Consider the following 14,617-nt stretch of genomic DNA (forward strand, 5'->3'; position numbering starts at 1 on the left):
GCGGCCGGTCCGGTGAAAGCACCGGCCCGTTCCACCCACCCGCTTGGAGGCCCCCGATGCACGCGTACGTAGTCGTGGACGCGTTCGCCCACGAGCCGCTGTTCGGCAACCCCGTGGCAGTGTTCTTCGACAGCGACGACCTGTCCCCCCGCACGATGCAGCGCATCGCCCGGGAGATGAACCTGTCGGAGTCCACCTTCGTTCTGCGGCCCCGGCAAGGCGGCGACGCCAGGATCCGCATCTTCACCCCGGTCAACGAGTTGCCCTTCGCCGGGCACCCGTTGCTGGGCACCGCCATCGCCCTGGGCGCACGCGGTTCGGCTGACCGCTTGCGTCTGGAGACGGCCATGGGCGTCGTCCCGTTCGACCTCGTCAGGGAGCGGGGCCGGGTGGTCGCCGCCCGCATGCGTCAGCCGGTCCCCACCTGGCGCCCATTCGAGCGCGCGGCGGAACTACTGGCCGCGCTCGGCCTGGAGAAGTCCACGCTGCCCGTGGAGATCTACCGCAACGGTCCCCGCCACGTATTCGTCGGCCTGGAGAACGTCAGCGCGCTGTCCGCCCTCCGTCCCGACCACCGCGCGCTGGCCGACTTCGAGGACCTGGCCACCAACTGCTTCGCCCCGGACCTCGACGCCGACGACAGCCACGTCCCACCGGGCCAGGAAAGCGGGAGCTGCTGGCGCACCCGGATGTTCTCCCCCGCTTACGGCGTCACCGAGGACGCCGCCACCGGATCCGCCGCCGGCCCGTTGGCCGTCCACCTCGCCCGGCACGGCCTCGCCCCGTACGGCCGACAGGTCCGAGTCACCCAGGGCGTCGAAATGGGCCGTCCCTCGCTGATGCTCGCCCGGACCGAGGGGGCCGCGGATTCCGTCGCGGCGGTGGAAGTGGGCGGGGCCGGGGTGCTGGTGGCGGAGGGCAGCCTGCACGTATGACCTCCGCTCGACGGCCGCACGGCATGACACGGAACGCGACGACCGCACCGCATGACACGGAAGAAGGACGGTATGGACACTGGCAGGTCGGAGACCCTGACCGCGGCGATCGACGTCACCTTTCCCGAGTATGTCTCGCCGCCCGCCGAACCACTGGGGCTGCTGCGCCGCTGGCTGGAATCGGCGGAGGCGCACGGCGTACGCGAACCGCGGGCACTGGCTCTCGCCACCGCCGACGCCGAGGGCCGCGCCTCGCTGCGGACCGTCGTCCTGAACCGGGTCACCGGGAACGGCATCGTCATCGCCACCCACGACGGCAGCCGCAAGGGCCGCGAACTCCGCGCCAACCCCTGGGCCTCCGGCCTGCTGTACTGGCGCGAGACCGGTCAGCAGATCAGTCTGAGCGGCCCCGTCCGCCGGCTGTCCGACACCGAGTCGGATGCGCTGTGGGCCGCCCGCCCCGTCTTCACCCACGCCATGACCGTCTCCTCCCGCCAGAGTGAGCCGCTGGACGACCTGGCACACGTGGCGCGGCTACGGGCCCGCGCCGAGACGATCGGCGAGCAGGGCCCGCAGCCGCGCCCGGCCGCCTATATCGGCCTCGAACTCGTCCCCGATTCCGTGGAGTTCTGGGCGAACGGCACCTCCCGCCTGCACGAACGCCTGCGCTACGACCGCACGGCGGAAGGCTGGACCGCAGTTCGCCTGCAGCCGTGACACGCCTCGGCGCCACCACCGTGCGGGCGCGGATTCGCGGCCGATGACGGCGGGTGCGCCCGCGCCCGGGACCAGGTCAACCGGCGGTCGGCAGCCGGCAGTCGGCAGCCGAAGAGCGGTCGTCGTCGGGCGGCAGAATCACGAGAACGAGGTGCGGTTCCGGGTGTCGTTGTCGCTCTTGTCGTGGCACTGGTCGGTCCGCCAGTCCTTCAGGGATTTCATCATGAGGACATCGACGTCCTGCACCGTCGGGCAGATGACAGGCAACAGGTTGGCGGCGTCGGCGGTGTCATCCGCCTGTGCGGGCGATGCGGCCAACGTGGCCGCCACAGCGGCGACGCCGAGCAGCCCGGCACGGAGACGAGAGCGCCGGCCGACGAGAGTGCGGTCGTTCATGAGGACCTCCGAAGAGCAGGTGACGGGCCCGCTCGGGCCCTGCACCGTGCTTCCCTGATCTCTCGTGCCCGGCAACAGCACACGGTGCGTCATCACCCGTGCGAGTGAGCGCCCAGGTCCGACCGGAGGCTCCCGTCGCCTTCGGGTGGCGGGGCCCGTCGCCCTCGGGTGGCGTGGACGCAAACCGTGGTCGCTACTCCGCGGGCTCGAAGTCGCCAGGGCTGGTTCCGTAGCCCAGGACCGAGCCGAACTTCTTGTCCTTGAAGGTGAAGCCGAACTTCGGGGCGCTGAAGGACGAGGCGCCCTTGGTCGTCATCCCGTCGGCTGAGCCGCGCAGCGCCCACACCGCGCCGTCCTTTTTCGCGCCCGGTGTGACGTCCTCGCCCTTCGCGCTGACGGCCACATCCGATCTGCCGTCGCCGTCGATGTCGGTGACGCGGACGGCGGAACCGAAGTGGTCGCTCTTCTCACCGGCACCGGGGACGCCCGCGGTGTCTTGATGCATGCCTTGGGCCCCCTTTCCGGTCAGGCCCTTCGCGCTGCCCTTGAGGAGGACGACGGAACCGCTCGACGCGGCACCGCCGACGTCTTTGCCGGGCACGCCGACCGCCACGTCCGCGTATCCGTCGCCGGTCACGTCACCGACCGAGACGGAGGCGCCGAACTGGTCCGGGATCCCGGTGGCTCCGGGAACCCCCGCGGTGCCCGGATGGATGACCTTGGGGCCGGTGCCGAGGCCCTTCTCCGTGCCGTAGAAGACGGCTATCTGGCCGGCGCCGAGGGACGGATTCTCCAGGTCGTCGGAGCAGCAGTCGATGCCCCCGCCCAGGACCAGGTCTTCGCGGCCGTCCTTGTTGATGTCACCCGACGCGCCGCCGTCGGACATCGGCAGCCCGCCCTCGGAGATCTCGCCCTTGAACGTGACGCCGGCTCGGCCGCCCCGGTAGACGTGGACGCCGGACATCATGCCCGCCTCCGCGTCCGCCGCCCCGGACACGACGATGTCGTTGCTGCCCGACCCGGAGAAGTCTCCGGTGACCAGGCTGCTTGCCGCGATGTCGCCGAAGCCTTCGGTGACGCTGGTCGCGCGGGACGGCTTGTCGCGGGAGAAGCCGTCGGCGTACGTCAGCATGCGCTGCTCGTTGAGCACGACGAGGTTCTGCCTCTTGTCGCCGTCGATGTCGGCCACGGCCACATCCGTGCCGAAGATCTCGTGGTCCTTGTCGCCGGTGACCGAAGTACCCCCGTTGGTGAGCCCCTTAGAGCCGCCCCAGACGACGGTGACCGAGCCGGTACGGCCGGTGCCTACGGCTGCCTTCTCCTGATCGGCGGCGACGACCAGGTCGTCGAAGCCGTCGCCGTCGAGGTCGCCGCTGCTGAAGCCGGCGCCGAAGCGGTCCCCGGCCTCGGGCGAGTCGGGCACGCCGTCCGCGCCCTGCGCGATGGTGGTGGAGCGGGACGGGCTGATGCCGTCGGCGGAGCCGTACTGCACCACGACGTTGCCCGCTGCGGCCTGGCCGCCCACCGTGGCGCTCGGCGTGGCAGTGACGAGGTCGGCATATCCGTCGCCGTTGAAGTCGTCGCGCAGGGAGGCATGGGAGGGCGCCTTGGACTCCACGGGGGCCGACTCGTCGCTGAGGGCCGCATGGACCGCTGGGACGCCGAACGCGCCGACGACGGCGGCCATGACGACCGCGGCGAGGGCGAGCTTCCGGACTCTCAAGAAGACTCCAGGGTCGTGGGAGATCAGAAGAGGAGTAAGAGACTCCTGCGGGGTGTGTGACGTGCTGGACGCGCAGCCAGTTGCATGTCGGGGTGTGCGGAGGGCGTGAAGATGAAGCGGCCGCGTGCTCCGGCGAGTTGGCGCCGGGAAGGTTGCCGGTAGCTGCGGACGCGGTGGACAACCGTGGTACTTCGCCCCGCCCGCCAGGAGGGTCCGCTGTGCGGCAGCGTCGGGATAACCGGAACCTCGGCCCCCTCGTCGCCGCCGGGTTCTCACGTGGTCCGGAGTGCACCAGCGGTGAGCCGTGTCGCTTCCCGAGTGAGCGCGTTTGCCACGTATGAGTGCATTTGCTTCCGCTGTCGTACGGTCTCTGACTGTCGTGCCGCGCGCGCTGACGAGCTCGGGCTTCCCCCGCGTTCGCCGTGTTCTTCGCGTTCTCCGGTCGAGGGCGGGGCGTCTGTCCGCCGCCGTCCTGGTGGCGGGGGCCATGGCCCTCCCCGTGAGCGGCCATGCCTCGTCTGTTCCCGTCACACGTTCCGCGCAGGTCGCCGGGCCGACTCTGCCGGCTGCGCGCCTGGACCCCGGGCCGGTGGAGGGGCTCTTCGGTACGGAGGTCCGGCGGATTCCCACCACGCGGCGGGTGGTTGCGCTGACGTTCAACGCCGCCTGGGACGAGACGGGGGTCGACGCGGCGTTGAAAGTACTGCGCCGGTACCAGGTGCCGGCCACGTTCTTCCTGACCGGGCAGTTCGCCGAACGACACCCCAGGGCAGCACGGGCGATGGCGGCGGAACACGGGGTCGGCAACCACTCCCACAGCCATCCGGAATTCGCAGATCTCACCGGCCCGGAAGTGACGCGGGAGGTCCTGCGCGCGGACCGTGCGATCCGGAGGGCGACCTGGAGTGGTCCCGCTGCCGTTCTTCCGCTTCCCCTACAGCGCCGCCACCCCGGAGGGGATCGCACGAGTCAACGCACTGGGCTTCGCCGACATCGAGTTCACCACCGACACCAACGGCTACCTCGGAACTGCTGCGGGCATGACGGCGCAGAAAGCCGTCGACCGGACCCTGCGCGACCTGGCGCCGGGGCAGATCGTGCAGATGCACGTCGGCACCTCTGACGGAAGCCGGCGCGCCCTCGACGCGGAGGCGCTCCCCCGCATCATCGACGCCCTCCACGCCCGCGGATACCGGATCACCGACCTGCGGAGCCTTCTCGCCGACTGAGGCGACACTTTCGTCCTCATCCCGGACCGGATCCCAGACCGGACTTCACTCGGAGCTTTACCCGGAGCTTCACTTGGATTCGATACGGCCCATGGGCGCGTCGCTCTCCGACAGGGCCTTCCGCGCTGCCGTCCAGCCGGCGTCCTCGATGCCGAGTGCATGGCGGAGGTACGCCCATGTGACCCGCTGGATCGGGGCGACACGCGCCGGGTTCTCGTCCGTCGTTTCCCGGACCTCGTAGCCGGCGATCCCGCCGAGCGAGTGCTCCGCCCCGAACAGAGTGAGCAGGCTCTTGCCCCCCGGGCTCAGGAAGTACGGGTCGGCAAGCCACTCCGGCCCCCTGGCGGACAGCGGGGAGTCGTCCTTGTCCCCGACGACGATGAGGGCTGGTGTCGTCATGTTCGCGAAGCTCGGGTTCATGAACGGGAAGTGCTCGGCTGCGAACGGTGTCAGATCGGCTCCGCCCTTTCCGGCCGTGGCAAGCGGCACGCCTGCCTTGATCCGCGAGTCGGACAGGTCCTCCTCCTTCTTGCTCACCGGATCGAGGACGCGCAGGCCCAGCAGATTGCCCGCCGTCTGGCCGCCGAAGGAGTGCCCGGCCGCGGCGATACGGCTTCGGTCGAGGCGACCGCTGAGACCGGGAACGGCGGCTTCCAGCACATCGAGCTGGTCCAGCATGCGCTTCAAGTCCTCGACGCGGAACCGCCAGAGCCGCGGTATGCGGGGATCCTCCTGAGGAAGGGCGACTGTCCTGGAGTCGAGGTGGGTGGGCTGCATCACGACGAAACCGTGAGCGGCCCAGAAGTCGGCCAAGGGGCCATATCCGTTCAGCGACGAGCCGAAGCCGTGCGAGAGGACGATGATCGGAAGTTCACTCCCGGTGGTTGGCGCGGAGACCCGCACCTGGAGGTCCTCTCCACGGCCCGGTGCTTCCAGCACCACCGGCTTCACCGAGACGACGGGGCTGGGCGGGGTGACGGCCCCAGCGGCCAGCGGCACTATCCGGAGAGCGCGGTCGACCGTGTCCGGCTGATCCAGCAGTTGTACGCGGCCGGGGTGCCGAGCAAATCGATCCGGGATCTGCTGCCGTGCGTCGTGAACGGTGAGGCCACGCCGGAGCTGCGCGACCGGCTCTCATCCGAACGGGACCGTATCGACAGGCAGATAGGCGACCTGGTGAGCGCCCGGGACAGGCTCGACACCGTCATCACCGCGGCCACCGCGAACTTGCGAACAGGCCAACGCTGCCGACCCCGGTGACCGGCGCCGTTCCCGCCCGTCGTTCACGTCCCGGGGACGATCGCTTCTTGGCACATCGGGCACCGGTCCTTGCCGTCCCATCTGTCCCATCCGAAAACAGCGGGCGAAAGGGACTGGCCCTCCAACTCCTCGCGCACGGCGACCCGGTACGCCCAGACCGTGCCGATGTAGGGGTGGTAGGCGCCGTGGAAGGCAGGTGACGACGGCTCCGCGCCTGCGGCGACCGCGCGTTGCAGCGCTCGGAGTTGCTCGAACATCGCCTGCCCGGCGCCGGCGACCGCGGTGCTGGCGTCGATGAAGAGCCGTTCGCGCGCTTCGTAGATCGCCCCGTCGCTCAGTGCCGTACGGGTGGCCGCGTCCAGGTCGACTTCGGTACCGGGAGCCTGGGCGATCTGGCGCAGCCGGGCGTGGCATGCCTCAGCGGCGGTGATGAACTCGATGTACACGGTCCGCCGCCGTTCCCCGACTCCGCGGTCGTCCTCATGGCGATGGCGCAGATAATCGGCCAGAACGGTGCCGGAAATGGCGAGAGATCCACCGCTGACCGTCGCGACGAGCGTCCCCCAGTCCAACGTCAAGTCCTCCCCGCAGTGATCACGACGTCGAAATCTGGAATCTACGCGCAGCTTGCCCCGGCGAACAGAGGCCCTGTCCGGCCGGTCAGAGGGTGCCCCTCGCATCCTTGCGGTGGCGGCGCGGGGCGGCGGAGGGCAAGAAGGCCCGCCGAAGTGGCAGACGTTCGGCAGGGGGCGTGGTGTGGAGCGGCTCGTCGAGGCTGCCGGGTGGTGCTGCTGCGCGTCAGCTGGACTCCTGTACGCCGAGCAGAGTGAGGGCGTTGCGGATGCCCTCGTCGAGGAGTTCGTCGGAGAGTCGCCGGTCGGCCAGGGTGCGGGAGAGCTGCAGCGTTCCGACCATCATGGCGTAGACGCCGAGGGTCTTCGTGTGCACCGAGCGCGGATCGGCGGGCGCCAGGCGAGCGGCGATACCGTCGATGACGGCGAGTACGCCGTCGGTGTACGCCTGCTTGGTCTCGTCCGGGCAGCGCCCGATCTCATCGATGAGTGCCGCGGAGGGGCAGCCGTCGTCGGGACTGTCGCGGTGCTGGGGCGACAGATACCACCGTACGATCTGCTCGATTCCGGCGATGCCGGGGGCCGCCTGCTCGATGAGGTTCGCGTACTGGGTGCGCAACTGGTCCGCGACCGCGGTGGCCACGAGGTCGTCCTTGGATGCGAAGTGGGCGTAGAAGGCGCCGTTGGTCAGTCCGGCGTCCGCCATCAGCGTCGAGATGCCCGAGCCGTCGATACCGTCCCGCTTGAACCGGCGGCCGGCGGTCTCGATGATCCGCTGCCTCGTCGCCTGCTTGTGCTCTTTCCCGTAACGCGCCACGTGCTCGCTCCTTTGTGCGCCGGAAGGGTCACCTGCCCTCCGGAGGCTTCGCCATCGTATTGGATTGCGAACGTACTCCAACTGTGTGCCGACGGTGCCTTGGAGTACCGACACGCCTTCTCTGCGGCCGGCCCGATTCAGTCGTTGTCGGGCGCCATCGAGATCACGACCTTTCCGGCCGTGGTACGGCCCTGCTCGACGTACGCCATCGCATCGAGCGTCTGGTCGAAGGGGAACGTCCGGTCGATGACCGGGCGGAGCTGTCCGTTGTCGTACAGGGCGCCGAGTTCACGGAGTTGGGAGCCGCCGGCCTGCATGAAGAAGAACTGATAGCGCACGCCCAGGGCCTTGGCCTGCTTGCGCACCTTGCGGCTGAGCGCGGTCATGACCACACCCATGAACGAGGGGGCGTCGAGTTGCCTGGCGAACCCGACGTCCGGCGGGCCTACGACACCGATGGCCAGGCCGCCCGGCTTCAGCACTGTCAGCGACTTCTCGAGGTTCGCCCCGCCCAGGGAGTCCAGCACCAGGTCGTAGCCGGACAGCACCTGCGAGAAGTCCTCCTTGGTGTAGTCGACGACGATGTCGGCGCCGAGGCTTCTGACCAACTCCTCGGTGCGGGTGTTCGTGGTCGTCGCCACCGTGGCACCGAGGTGCTTGGCGAGCTGGATGACCGTCGATCCGAGGCCACCGGCACCGGCGTGGATGAGCACCTTCTGACCCGGCTTCACATGGGCACGGTCGACGAGGATCTGCCAGGCGGCCAAGGCCACCAGCGGCACCGCGGCTGCCTCGCGGAGGGTGAGCGACTCCGGCTTGGGCGAGACGTCGTCCTGGTCGATCGCAATGAACTCGGCGAAGCCTCCGATCCGCAGGTCTCGGGGACGCGCGTAGACCTCGTCGCCGACGGCCACGTCGCGCACGGCCGACCCGACCTGCGTCACGATGCCGGCGACATCGTGGCCGAGCACGAACGGCAACTCGTACTTCAGAAGTCGTTTGAACTCCCCGTTGCGGACCATTTTGTCCAGCGGGTTGACGCTGGTGGCGCTCACTCGGACCAGGACGTCGCCGTCCCCGACGGTGGGCTCGGGAACGTCTGCGGCGCGTAGGCCGTCCTTGCCGTACTTCTCGACGATGAATGCCTTCATGTCAGCCATCCCTTTGCGTGATCTTCCCGATTGCCTTTCGGCGGACGATGCATGTCCGGGCGGCTCCCGCGTCAGCTGCCGAGGTGCCGGCGGAGCCACTGACCCATCTGCCCGATCGCCCGGTCCACCTCGGGCACGCGCCCCGCGCCGAGGATGAACGAGTGCTGGCCCTCGGGCAGCGGGCGGACCTCGGAAACGATCTCGAAGTCGGCGAGCCGGCGGCCGAAGTCGGCGCCCTCGCCGGCAAGCGTCTCGTACTCGCCGTAGTGGAGGGCCGTGGGCGGCAGCCCGGTCAGGTCGGCGTTCACGATGCTGATTTCGGGGTCGGTGAAGTCCACGGCGGGGTCCTGCAGCCAGGCTGCTCGGAACAGTTCGAGGGTGTCCCGGCTGAGCATCTTGTCGAGTTCCTCGTTCTCGTCGACCATCGGGTTGCTGATGGTGAGGTCGGTCCACGGCGAGATGCTGATGATCGCCCCGGGGGTTGCCTCGCCCTTGGCGAACAGGCGCAGCGGCAGCATGACTGCGAGGGTGCCGCCGATGGAGTGGCCGGTGCTGCCGATGTTCCACGGCTCGTAGCCCTGCGTGAGCAGCCAGCGGTATGCGGTCTCGGCGTCGTCGATCTGCGCCGGGTGGGGGTGCTCGGGCGCCAGGCGGAAGCCCACGACGAGTGAGCGGGCTCCGGCCGCCTTGGCGATGTGGCCGGCGGCCTTGCGGTCCGATGAGATCGAGGCGGCGACCGATCCGCCGAAGTGGAAGTGGAGCAGCGCCCGGTCGGGGTCGGCGCCCTCGGGGATGGCCCACAGGGCGGGGACGCCGTCGGCGTCCACATCGGCGTAGGTGACGCCTTCCGGCTCGGTCGACGCCGCAGCGTGTGTGTCGACGATGTCGCGGACGACGGCCAGATCGAGGCCCGGTGTCGACGCCTTCGCGCGCACGCTTTCGAGGAACTGCGCGAACTGCTGTGCTTCCGTACTGATTCCCATGGTGATGCTCCTGGTCAGGTTGGAGCTGAGCGCGCCTCTCGCGCGCAGTGCGGGTCGATGGGCCGGGTGCGACGTCAGCCGGGCATCCGGTTGAATTTGCGGATCTGCTTGTCGAAGATCCCGGCGGGGACGAGGCGTCGCGCGGTGGAGATGCGTGAGGCGAGCGGTCCAGCGGTGTAGCGCAGCTTCGGCTTCGGGGCGGTGGCTGCTGTGACGATCTCCTTGGCGACGACGGCGGGGTCGTCGCCGGACTCCATCGCCGCGGCGACCACCTCGGCGAAGACACGCCGCCGCTCCGCATACAGCGACAGCGGCGTGTCGGGCTGCGCGGCATTGGCGTCGAAGGCGGTCCGGGTGTAGCCGGGCTCGACGAGCAGGACGCGGACGCCGTGCTCGCGGACCTCGTGGTCCAGGGACTCGGAGTAGCCCTCGACGGCGTGCTTCGCCGCGACGTAGAGGGCCATGTACGGCTGCGGGATGACGCCGAGGACGGACGAGAGGTTGACGATGCGGCCACGGCCCTGGGCACGCATGTGCGGCAGGACGGCCTTCGTCATACGGACGAGACCGAAGAAATTGAGGTCGAAGAGGCGCTGGGCCTGGGCGACGGAGTTCTCCTCGGCGGCGCCGGCCGAGCCGAGGCCGGCGTTGTTGACGAGGACGTCGATCCGACCGAACCGTTCGATCACTTCCCGGACGGCGGCGGTGACGGATTCGTCACTGGTCACATCGAGGTCGAGGAAGGTCACACCGGCGGGCGGGGTGAGTCCCGAGGTGTTCCGTCCGGTCCCGATCACCTCGAATCCGGCTGTGACGAAGGCGCGAGCGGCTTCGTTGCCGATCCCCGATGACGCCCCCGTCACGAGTACTACCGGCCGATGTGTCGCCATCACTGACTCCTTGATCATTGGATTACGATCGTTTAACTTACGGTCGTAATGCTATAGGGGGGCGACGCGGATGGCAAGCAGCGGCTCCGGCGATCGCCGGGAACCTGCGGCTTGGTGCGGGAGGGGAGACCAGGGGGCGGCGAAGGCGGCAGGCCACCGATACGGCCCCGTACCCCCTGTCCGGGCACGGGGATGTGTCCGGCACCGCGCCGCCCCAGGCACCCGTAACTGTTGCCGCGTCCGTTCCAGCCCTGCGGCTACATCGTGGCTGGTCGCGCAGTTCCCCGCGCCCCTGACGGGCGCGTCCCCCTTCGCTGATCGTCGGCGGCCGTGTGCAGTGTGTGCATGACCTGCCTGCTGTGCCGAGGTGACCTTCTCACCGGACAGTGCGATGCAGTGTTCGTCGGGCAGTCCCCACAGATCGGCGTCCATGAGCAGCTCCTTCAGCTTGCTCACGTTGTTGTCGATCGCGGGCAGATCCGGCAGCTTGTCGTAGCCGGCCACTCCGATCAGCACGGGACCGGGCGCGGGATCGGGGAACGGCGAGTTCATCAGGCGCCAGGCGACCCGCGGTCGCTGCGGTCCTCCCCCCTTGTTCCCCCGGTCTCAGGAACGGCGCGGGAATCGGCTCGGCGGAAACCGGCTCTGCGGGAACCGGATCCGGCAGATTCGGCAGGACTGTTCGCATCGGGCACGCTGCCGTGCAGCGCTGCCACGATGCGGCGGATTTCTTCGTCGGAACCGTCGTGGACCGTGGTTGAGCCGCGGCTGGTCGTCAGCGTCACCGCGGCGCGGAGGGGCGGGTCGCGCGCCAGGAGGCGTACGCGACCGCCAGATTGAGAGCCGCGAATCCGTGACCCAGGACCAGGTCGATGATCTCGGCCGCGCGCATCGTCTCCACGTCGTCCTGCTGCGCGAGACGGAGGCTGATGGCCGCGTGCTCCCGGACATCGGAGGTCTGTCTCAGCCATGCGTAGAAATCGAGAGTTGCCCTCTCCCCGCCTTGGGCCCCGGACTCGGTCAGGAAGGCTTGAACCCGGCGTCGACACGGAACGAGACAGTCGTGCCGCCGAAACGGCTGGGGGTCACCGTCCAGGAGTCGGAAAGCGCGTCGACCAGGCACAGCCCACGGCCGTGCGCCTCATCGGCGTCGGGATGGCGCAGCCGTACCGCCAGCGGGAAGCCCGGGTTATGAACATCGACCCGCAGGGCTTCGCCCTCGCGCCACCACTCCACCCGTACGCGCCACGGCTCTTCGGACTCGCCGTACAGGATCGCGTTCGTCACCAGCTCCGAGATCATAAGAACGCAGTCGTCCATCGAGCACACCAGGTCATGAGGTGCCATGAACTTGCGGAACCAGCGCCGGGCCCGTGGCACCGACTCAGGGACGGGATACAGCGTCATCGAGCCGAGCGGTTCCGGCTCTGCGTGTGCGGTGTAGTTGCCAGCGGTCTCGCCCATTCGCGCACCTACTCCCTACCGGTGCCGTCACAGTCCAGACAGCACCGTTTGCGAGTGGCGCGGGCATGTCCGTCAGCAACGGAGGAGGCCACGGCGGAACAAGGGCTGACAAACTTCCATCCCCGGCCCCGGCATCCGTAGCAAGGTGCCGGCCGGGCGGCCTCACCTAACCCTTGTCGCCGTTGGCTCATGCCTCGCGCTCCTTCCATTCGAAGTGGCCTTAGCCACTTCAGTGGATACTGGCATTAGCCACTTCGACTGCGCAAGCGATTCGTCAACATCTGCCCACGGAGGAAGCTCAGTTGAGGGGATAGCCCTGCTCGAATGCCCACCGCTCAGGCGGATACGTGGCTTCGGCGAACTCCAGCGGCCGGTCCCTCAGGTCGTAGACGACGTGATGCACGATCAGCACCGCCGACCCAGGCGCGAGCGCGAGATCAGACGCCTCGTCATCAGTGGCCAGGCGGGCGCACATGCGGTCCTCGGCGTAACTCCCCTGCCGCCCCGTCATGTTCTCGACGTACATCAACGTGCCCTCCTGGATGCGGTCGGCATCCCGGAGCTTCGGCGCACGCTCCCCCACATCCGGACCGAACCAGGAGGTAGACAAAGTGATCGGGCCCGACTGGTTGTTCGTCACCCTTCGACGGTGAACTGCCCGACTTCCGGGCGCCAGACCGAGCGCCTCGGCGACGTGGGCCGGAGCCTCCAGCCAACCAGCCGACGTGATGACCGCGTATTCGCCGGGCGTGTAGATCTTGCCCGTCTGGCGTGCACGGCCGTACAACTCCCTGGCACGACGGTTCACATCGAGACCGCGCACGTAGGTGCCCGACCCTTGACGCTTCTCGACCAGGCCCTGATTCCTCAACGCTTCCAGCGCGCGGGCGGCGGTCGGTCGCGAGACGCTCCAGTCGGCCGACAACTGCCGCTCCGAGGGCACCTCGTCCCCCGTACGCAGATCCCCGCGAAGAATCTGATCGCGGATGTAGTGAGCGATCTGCAAGTACTTCGGCTGAGCCTCTTCGATCTTGGGCATCTCACCCTCCCTAAGTGGCTATTACCTCTGGCCACTATAGAGTGAGTGGCTAAGCTCGAAACCCGTACCCTGACGCGGTGACGCGCTTGATCGTGGCAGCAGGAGGAGGGGGCGACGCAGTCGCCGCCGCCATGGTGGACACCGCTCTGAACCGCGATGCGGAACCAGCGGTCGTCCTCACCTACGCATGGGACCGCCTACTGATCGACCCCGTTCCCGGGCCTCGAGGGCCCGCCAACTTCACCGGTCTCAGGGCGATCACGCCCACTGTCTACGCAGTGCCGGGAGTCGCGCGGCCGGTGCATCCCGCCGGCTCGACACTGCCCAGGCTCGCGGCGGAACTCCCCCACTCCTTCGCGCTGATTGACCCGCATGCGGGTGTACGCGGGATCACGCACCAATTGCAGGAACTCGCCGAGCACCTGGCCCTCGACTCGATCGACCTGCTGGACGTCGGCGGAGACATCCTCGCCAAGGGCGACGAACCCACCCTCCGCAGCCCTCTCGGTGACGCACTCACCCTCGCGGCCTGCTGCCAACTGTCCGTTCCGGTCCGGCTTCTGATCGCGGGCCCCGGGCTCGACGGCGAGTTGCCGGCCGACCAGCTCCGCGAACGACTAGGCCGCCAGCTCCTCAGCCTCACTGCTGAGCACACCGAGCCCGTCAGCAGCATTCTGGAATGGCACCCCTCCGAAGCCACCGCAATGCTCGCCGCCGCCGCACGAGGCACCCGCGGGCTCTGCGAAGTACGGGACTCCGGCCTGTCAGTCCCTCTCACAGACGAGGGCCCCACGCTTCACGAGGCCGACCTGGACGACGCCCTTCACCGCAACGAACTCGCCCAAGCCGTCCTCTCCACCACCTCACTTGAGGAAGCTGAAGAGCACAGCCGGGAGATCTGCGGATACTCGGAGATCGACTACGAACGCAACAAGGCCGCTTGGCTCGACAGCCGGACGACCAAACCCATCGAGAGCACACCTGCCCTACTGGCACAGCTCGACCAGTTCGAAACCGAAGCCAGCGCCCGAGGCGCCACCCACACCACATTCCGCCGCATCAGTGAGGCACTCGGCTATGTCGGCTCGCAACGCCTTGAACTCCGCGAACTGCTGCTTCAGCAGAGGCCGGAGCAGTACGACGCCCCGCTCTGGCGCATCACAGCGAATCCTGCGTAACAACTTTCCCCGCAGGTCACCCGGCACCCTCCCGTCCCTCGCTCGCCGAGACGGATCTGCACGGCGCTGCGCTGACATCCCACGGGGGGGGGGGAACAACGGTAGCCTTAACTCCCCTAGGAGGTAGGTGAGTTGACGAGCTGACACCGCCGCCTCCACCGGCGATGGGCCGATGGGCCGCTGGGCCGCCCGGCTGGGTGCAAGGTTCCTGGTCCGGCTGTGCGACGATCCTGGCCGGAGGCGAGGGAGCTGGTGATACATGG

Annotated in this window: 15 protein-coding genes and 2 pseudogenes; 6 read left to right on the forward strand and 11 right to left on the reverse strand. The window is 68.8% G+C overall.

The window, feature by feature from the left end; translation table 11 throughout:
• Positions 1 to 56 precede the first annotated feature (56 nt).
• Positions 57 to 935, forward strand: coding sequence for a PhzF family phenazine biosynthesis protein (locus ACQEU8_RS20120; RefSeq protein ID WP_433102984.1), 879 nt, complete (start codon positions 57 to 59; stop codon positions 933 to 935).
• 72 nt (positions 936 to 1,007) lie between these two features.
• Complete coding sequence (phzG, locus tag ACQEU8_RS20125; RefSeq protein ID WP_433102986.1) at positions 1,008 to 1,652, forward strand: phenazine biosynthesis FMN-dependent oxidase PhzG; 645 nt, start codon at positions 1,008 to 1,010, stop codon at positions 1,650 to 1,652.
• Between the two features lie 138 nt (positions 1,653 to 1,790).
• Here phzG and ACQEU8_RS20130 read toward each other — a convergent pair whose 3' ends face one another.
• Entirely contained in the window at positions 1,791 to 2,048 is a 258-nt protein-coding gene (locus tag ACQEU8_RS20130; RefSeq protein WP_433102988.1) for a hypothetical protein, read from the reverse strand.
• 193 nt (positions 2,049 to 2,241) lie between these two features.
• Positions 2,242 to 3,771, reverse strand: coding sequence for an FG-GAP repeat protein (locus ACQEU8_RS20135; protein WP_433102990.1), 1,530 nt, complete (start codon positions 3,769 to 3,771; stop codon positions 2,242 to 2,244).
• 487 nt (positions 3,772 to 4,258) lie between these two features.
• Between ACQEU8_RS20135 and ACQEU8_RS20140 the strand changes: the two are divergent.
• Positions 4,259 to 4,618, forward strand: a pseudogene (locus ACQEU8_RS20140) (polysaccharide deacetylase family protein); the annotation flags it as partial.
• Positions 4,619 to 4,676: 58 nt separating this feature from the next.
• Positions 4,677 to 5,000 (forward strand): hypothetical protein, encoded by a 324-nt coding sequence (locus ACQEU8_RS20145; protein WP_433108971.1) that lies wholly within the window; start codon positions 4,677 to 4,679, stop codon positions 4,998 to 5,000.
• A 69-nt stretch (positions 5,001 to 5,069) separates the two neighbouring features.
• Here the strand turns inward: ACQEU8_RS20145 and ACQEU8_RS20150 are convergent, their stop codons facing one another.
• Entirely contained in the window at positions 5,070 to 5,999 is a 930-nt protein-coding gene (locus tag ACQEU8_RS20150) for an alpha/beta hydrolase family protein (RefSeq protein ID WP_433102992.1), read from the reverse strand.
• On the opposite strand from ACQEU8_RS20150, the pseudogene ACQEU8_RS20155 reads away from it, so the two are divergent.
• Positions 5,982 to 6,260, forward strand: a pseudogene (locus ACQEU8_RS20155) (MerR family DNA-binding protein); the annotation flags it as partial. The gene ACQEU8_RS20150 and the pseudogene ACQEU8_RS20155 sit on opposite strands and share 18 nt — an antisense overlap.
• Positions 6,261 to 6,283: 23 nt before the next feature.
• Here ACQEU8_RS20155 and ACQEU8_RS20160 read toward each other — a convergent pair.
• From ACQEU8_RS20160 to ACQEU8_RS20195, 8 genes are all read right to left on the reverse strand, one after another.
• The gene (locus ACQEU8_RS20160) at positions 6,284 to 6,832 is read right to left on the reverse strand and encodes a CchlQ (RefSeq protein ID WP_433102994.1); all 549 of its coding nucleotides are present in this window, start codon (positions 6,830 to 6,832) and stop codon (positions 6,284 to 6,286) included.
• Between the two features lie 226 nt (positions 6,833 to 7,058).
• The gene (locus ACQEU8_RS20165; protein WP_433102996.1) at positions 7,059 to 7,649 is read right to left on the reverse strand and encodes a TetR/AcrR family transcriptional regulator; all 591 of its coding nucleotides are present in this window, start codon (positions 7,647 to 7,649) and stop codon (positions 7,059 to 7,061) included.
• Positions 7,650 to 7,786: 137 nt separating this feature from the next.
• Positions 7,787 to 8,800 carry an NADP-dependent oxidoreductase gene (locus ACQEU8_RS20170; RefSeq protein ID WP_433102998.1) on the reverse strand — a complete coding sequence of 338 codons (1,014 nt, stop codon included), beginning with the start codon at positions 8,798 to 8,800 and terminating at the stop codon, positions 7,787 to 7,789.
• A gap of 71 nt (positions 8,801 to 8,871) precedes the next feature.
• The gene (locus ACQEU8_RS20175) at positions 8,872 to 9,783 is read right to left on the reverse strand and encodes an alpha/beta hydrolase (RefSeq protein WP_433103000.1); all 912 of its coding nucleotides are present in this window, start codon (positions 9,781 to 9,783) and stop codon (positions 8,872 to 8,874) included.
• Positions 9,784 to 9,857: 74 nt separating this feature from the next.
• Positions 9,858 to 10,673, reverse strand: coding sequence for an oxidoreductase (locus ACQEU8_RS20180; RefSeq protein ID WP_433103002.1), 816 nt, complete (start codon positions 10,671 to 10,673; stop codon positions 9,858 to 9,860).
• A 781-nt stretch (positions 10,674 to 11,454) separates the two neighbouring features.
• Positions 11,455 to 11,796, reverse strand: a complete 342-nt coding sequence (locus ACQEU8_RS20185) for an effector-associated constant component EACC1 (protein WP_433103004.1) — start codon at positions 11,794 to 11,796, stop codon at positions 11,455 to 11,457.
• A complete protein-coding gene (locus ACQEU8_RS20190; protein WP_433103006.1) occupies positions 11,694 to 12,137 on the reverse strand; it encodes an ATP-binding protein in 444 nt (147 codons plus the stop codon). Before ACQEU8_RS20190 ends, ACQEU8_RS20185 begins: the two co-directional genes overlap by 103 nt.
• A 298-nt stretch (positions 12,138 to 12,435) precedes the next feature.
• Positions 12,436 to 13,176, reverse strand: coding sequence for a GntR family transcriptional regulator (locus ACQEU8_RS20195; RefSeq protein ID WP_433103008.1), 741 nt, complete (start codon positions 13,174 to 13,176; stop codon positions 12,436 to 12,438).
• A 77-nt stretch (positions 13,177 to 13,253) separates the two neighbouring features.
• Here ACQEU8_RS20195 and ACQEU8_RS20200 point away from each other — a divergent pair, with 77 nt between their 5' ends.
• Positions 13,254 to 14,354 carry a DUF1152 domain-containing protein gene (locus tag ACQEU8_RS20200; RefSeq protein ID WP_433103010.1) on the forward strand — a complete coding sequence of 367 codons (1,101 nt, stop codon included), beginning with the start codon at positions 13,254 to 13,256 and terminating at the stop codon, positions 14,352 to 14,354.
• Positions 14,355 to 14,617: the final 263 nt, after the last annotated feature.

Source organism: Streptomyces sp. CA-250714 (assembly GCF_050936705.1).
GTDB lineage: Bacteria > Actinomycetota > Actinomycetes > Streptomycetales > Streptomycetaceae > Streptomyces.

Excerpts from the sequence above, each read along its gene's own strand:
- ACQEU8_RS20120 (WP_433102984.1), top strand. The coding sequence starts at position 57 with ATGCACGCGTACGTAGTCGTGGACGCGTTCGCCCACGAGCCGCTGTTC.
- ACQEU8_RS20180 (WP_433103002.1), bottom strand. The coding sequence starts at position 10,673 with ATGGCGACACATCGGCCGGTAGTACTCGTGACGGGGGCGTCATCGGGG.
- ACQEU8_RS20130 (WP_433102988.1), bottom strand. The coding sequence starts at position 2,048 with ATGAACGACCGCACTCTCGTCGGCCGGCGCTCTCGTCTCCGTGCCGGG.
- phzG (WP_433102986.1), top strand. The coding sequence starts at position 1,008 with ATGGACACTGGCAGGTCGGAGACCCTGACCGCGGCGATCGACGTCACC.
- ACQEU8_RS20195 (WP_433103008.1), bottom strand. The coding sequence starts at position 13,176 with ATGCCCAAGATCGAAGAGGCTCAGCCGAAGTACTTGCAGATCGCTCAC.
- ACQEU8_RS20175 (WP_433103000.1), bottom strand. The coding sequence starts at position 9,783 with ATGGGAATCAGTACGGAAGCACAGCAGTTCGCGCAGTTCCTCGAAAGC.
- ACQEU8_RS20190 (WP_433103006.1), bottom strand. The coding sequence starts at position 12,137 with ATGGGCGAGACCGCTGGCAACTACACCGCACACGCAGAGCCGGAACCG.
- ACQEU8_RS20170 (WP_433102998.1), bottom strand. The coding sequence starts at position 8,800 with ATGAAGGCATTCATCGTCGAGAAGTACGGCAAGGACGGCCTACGCGCC.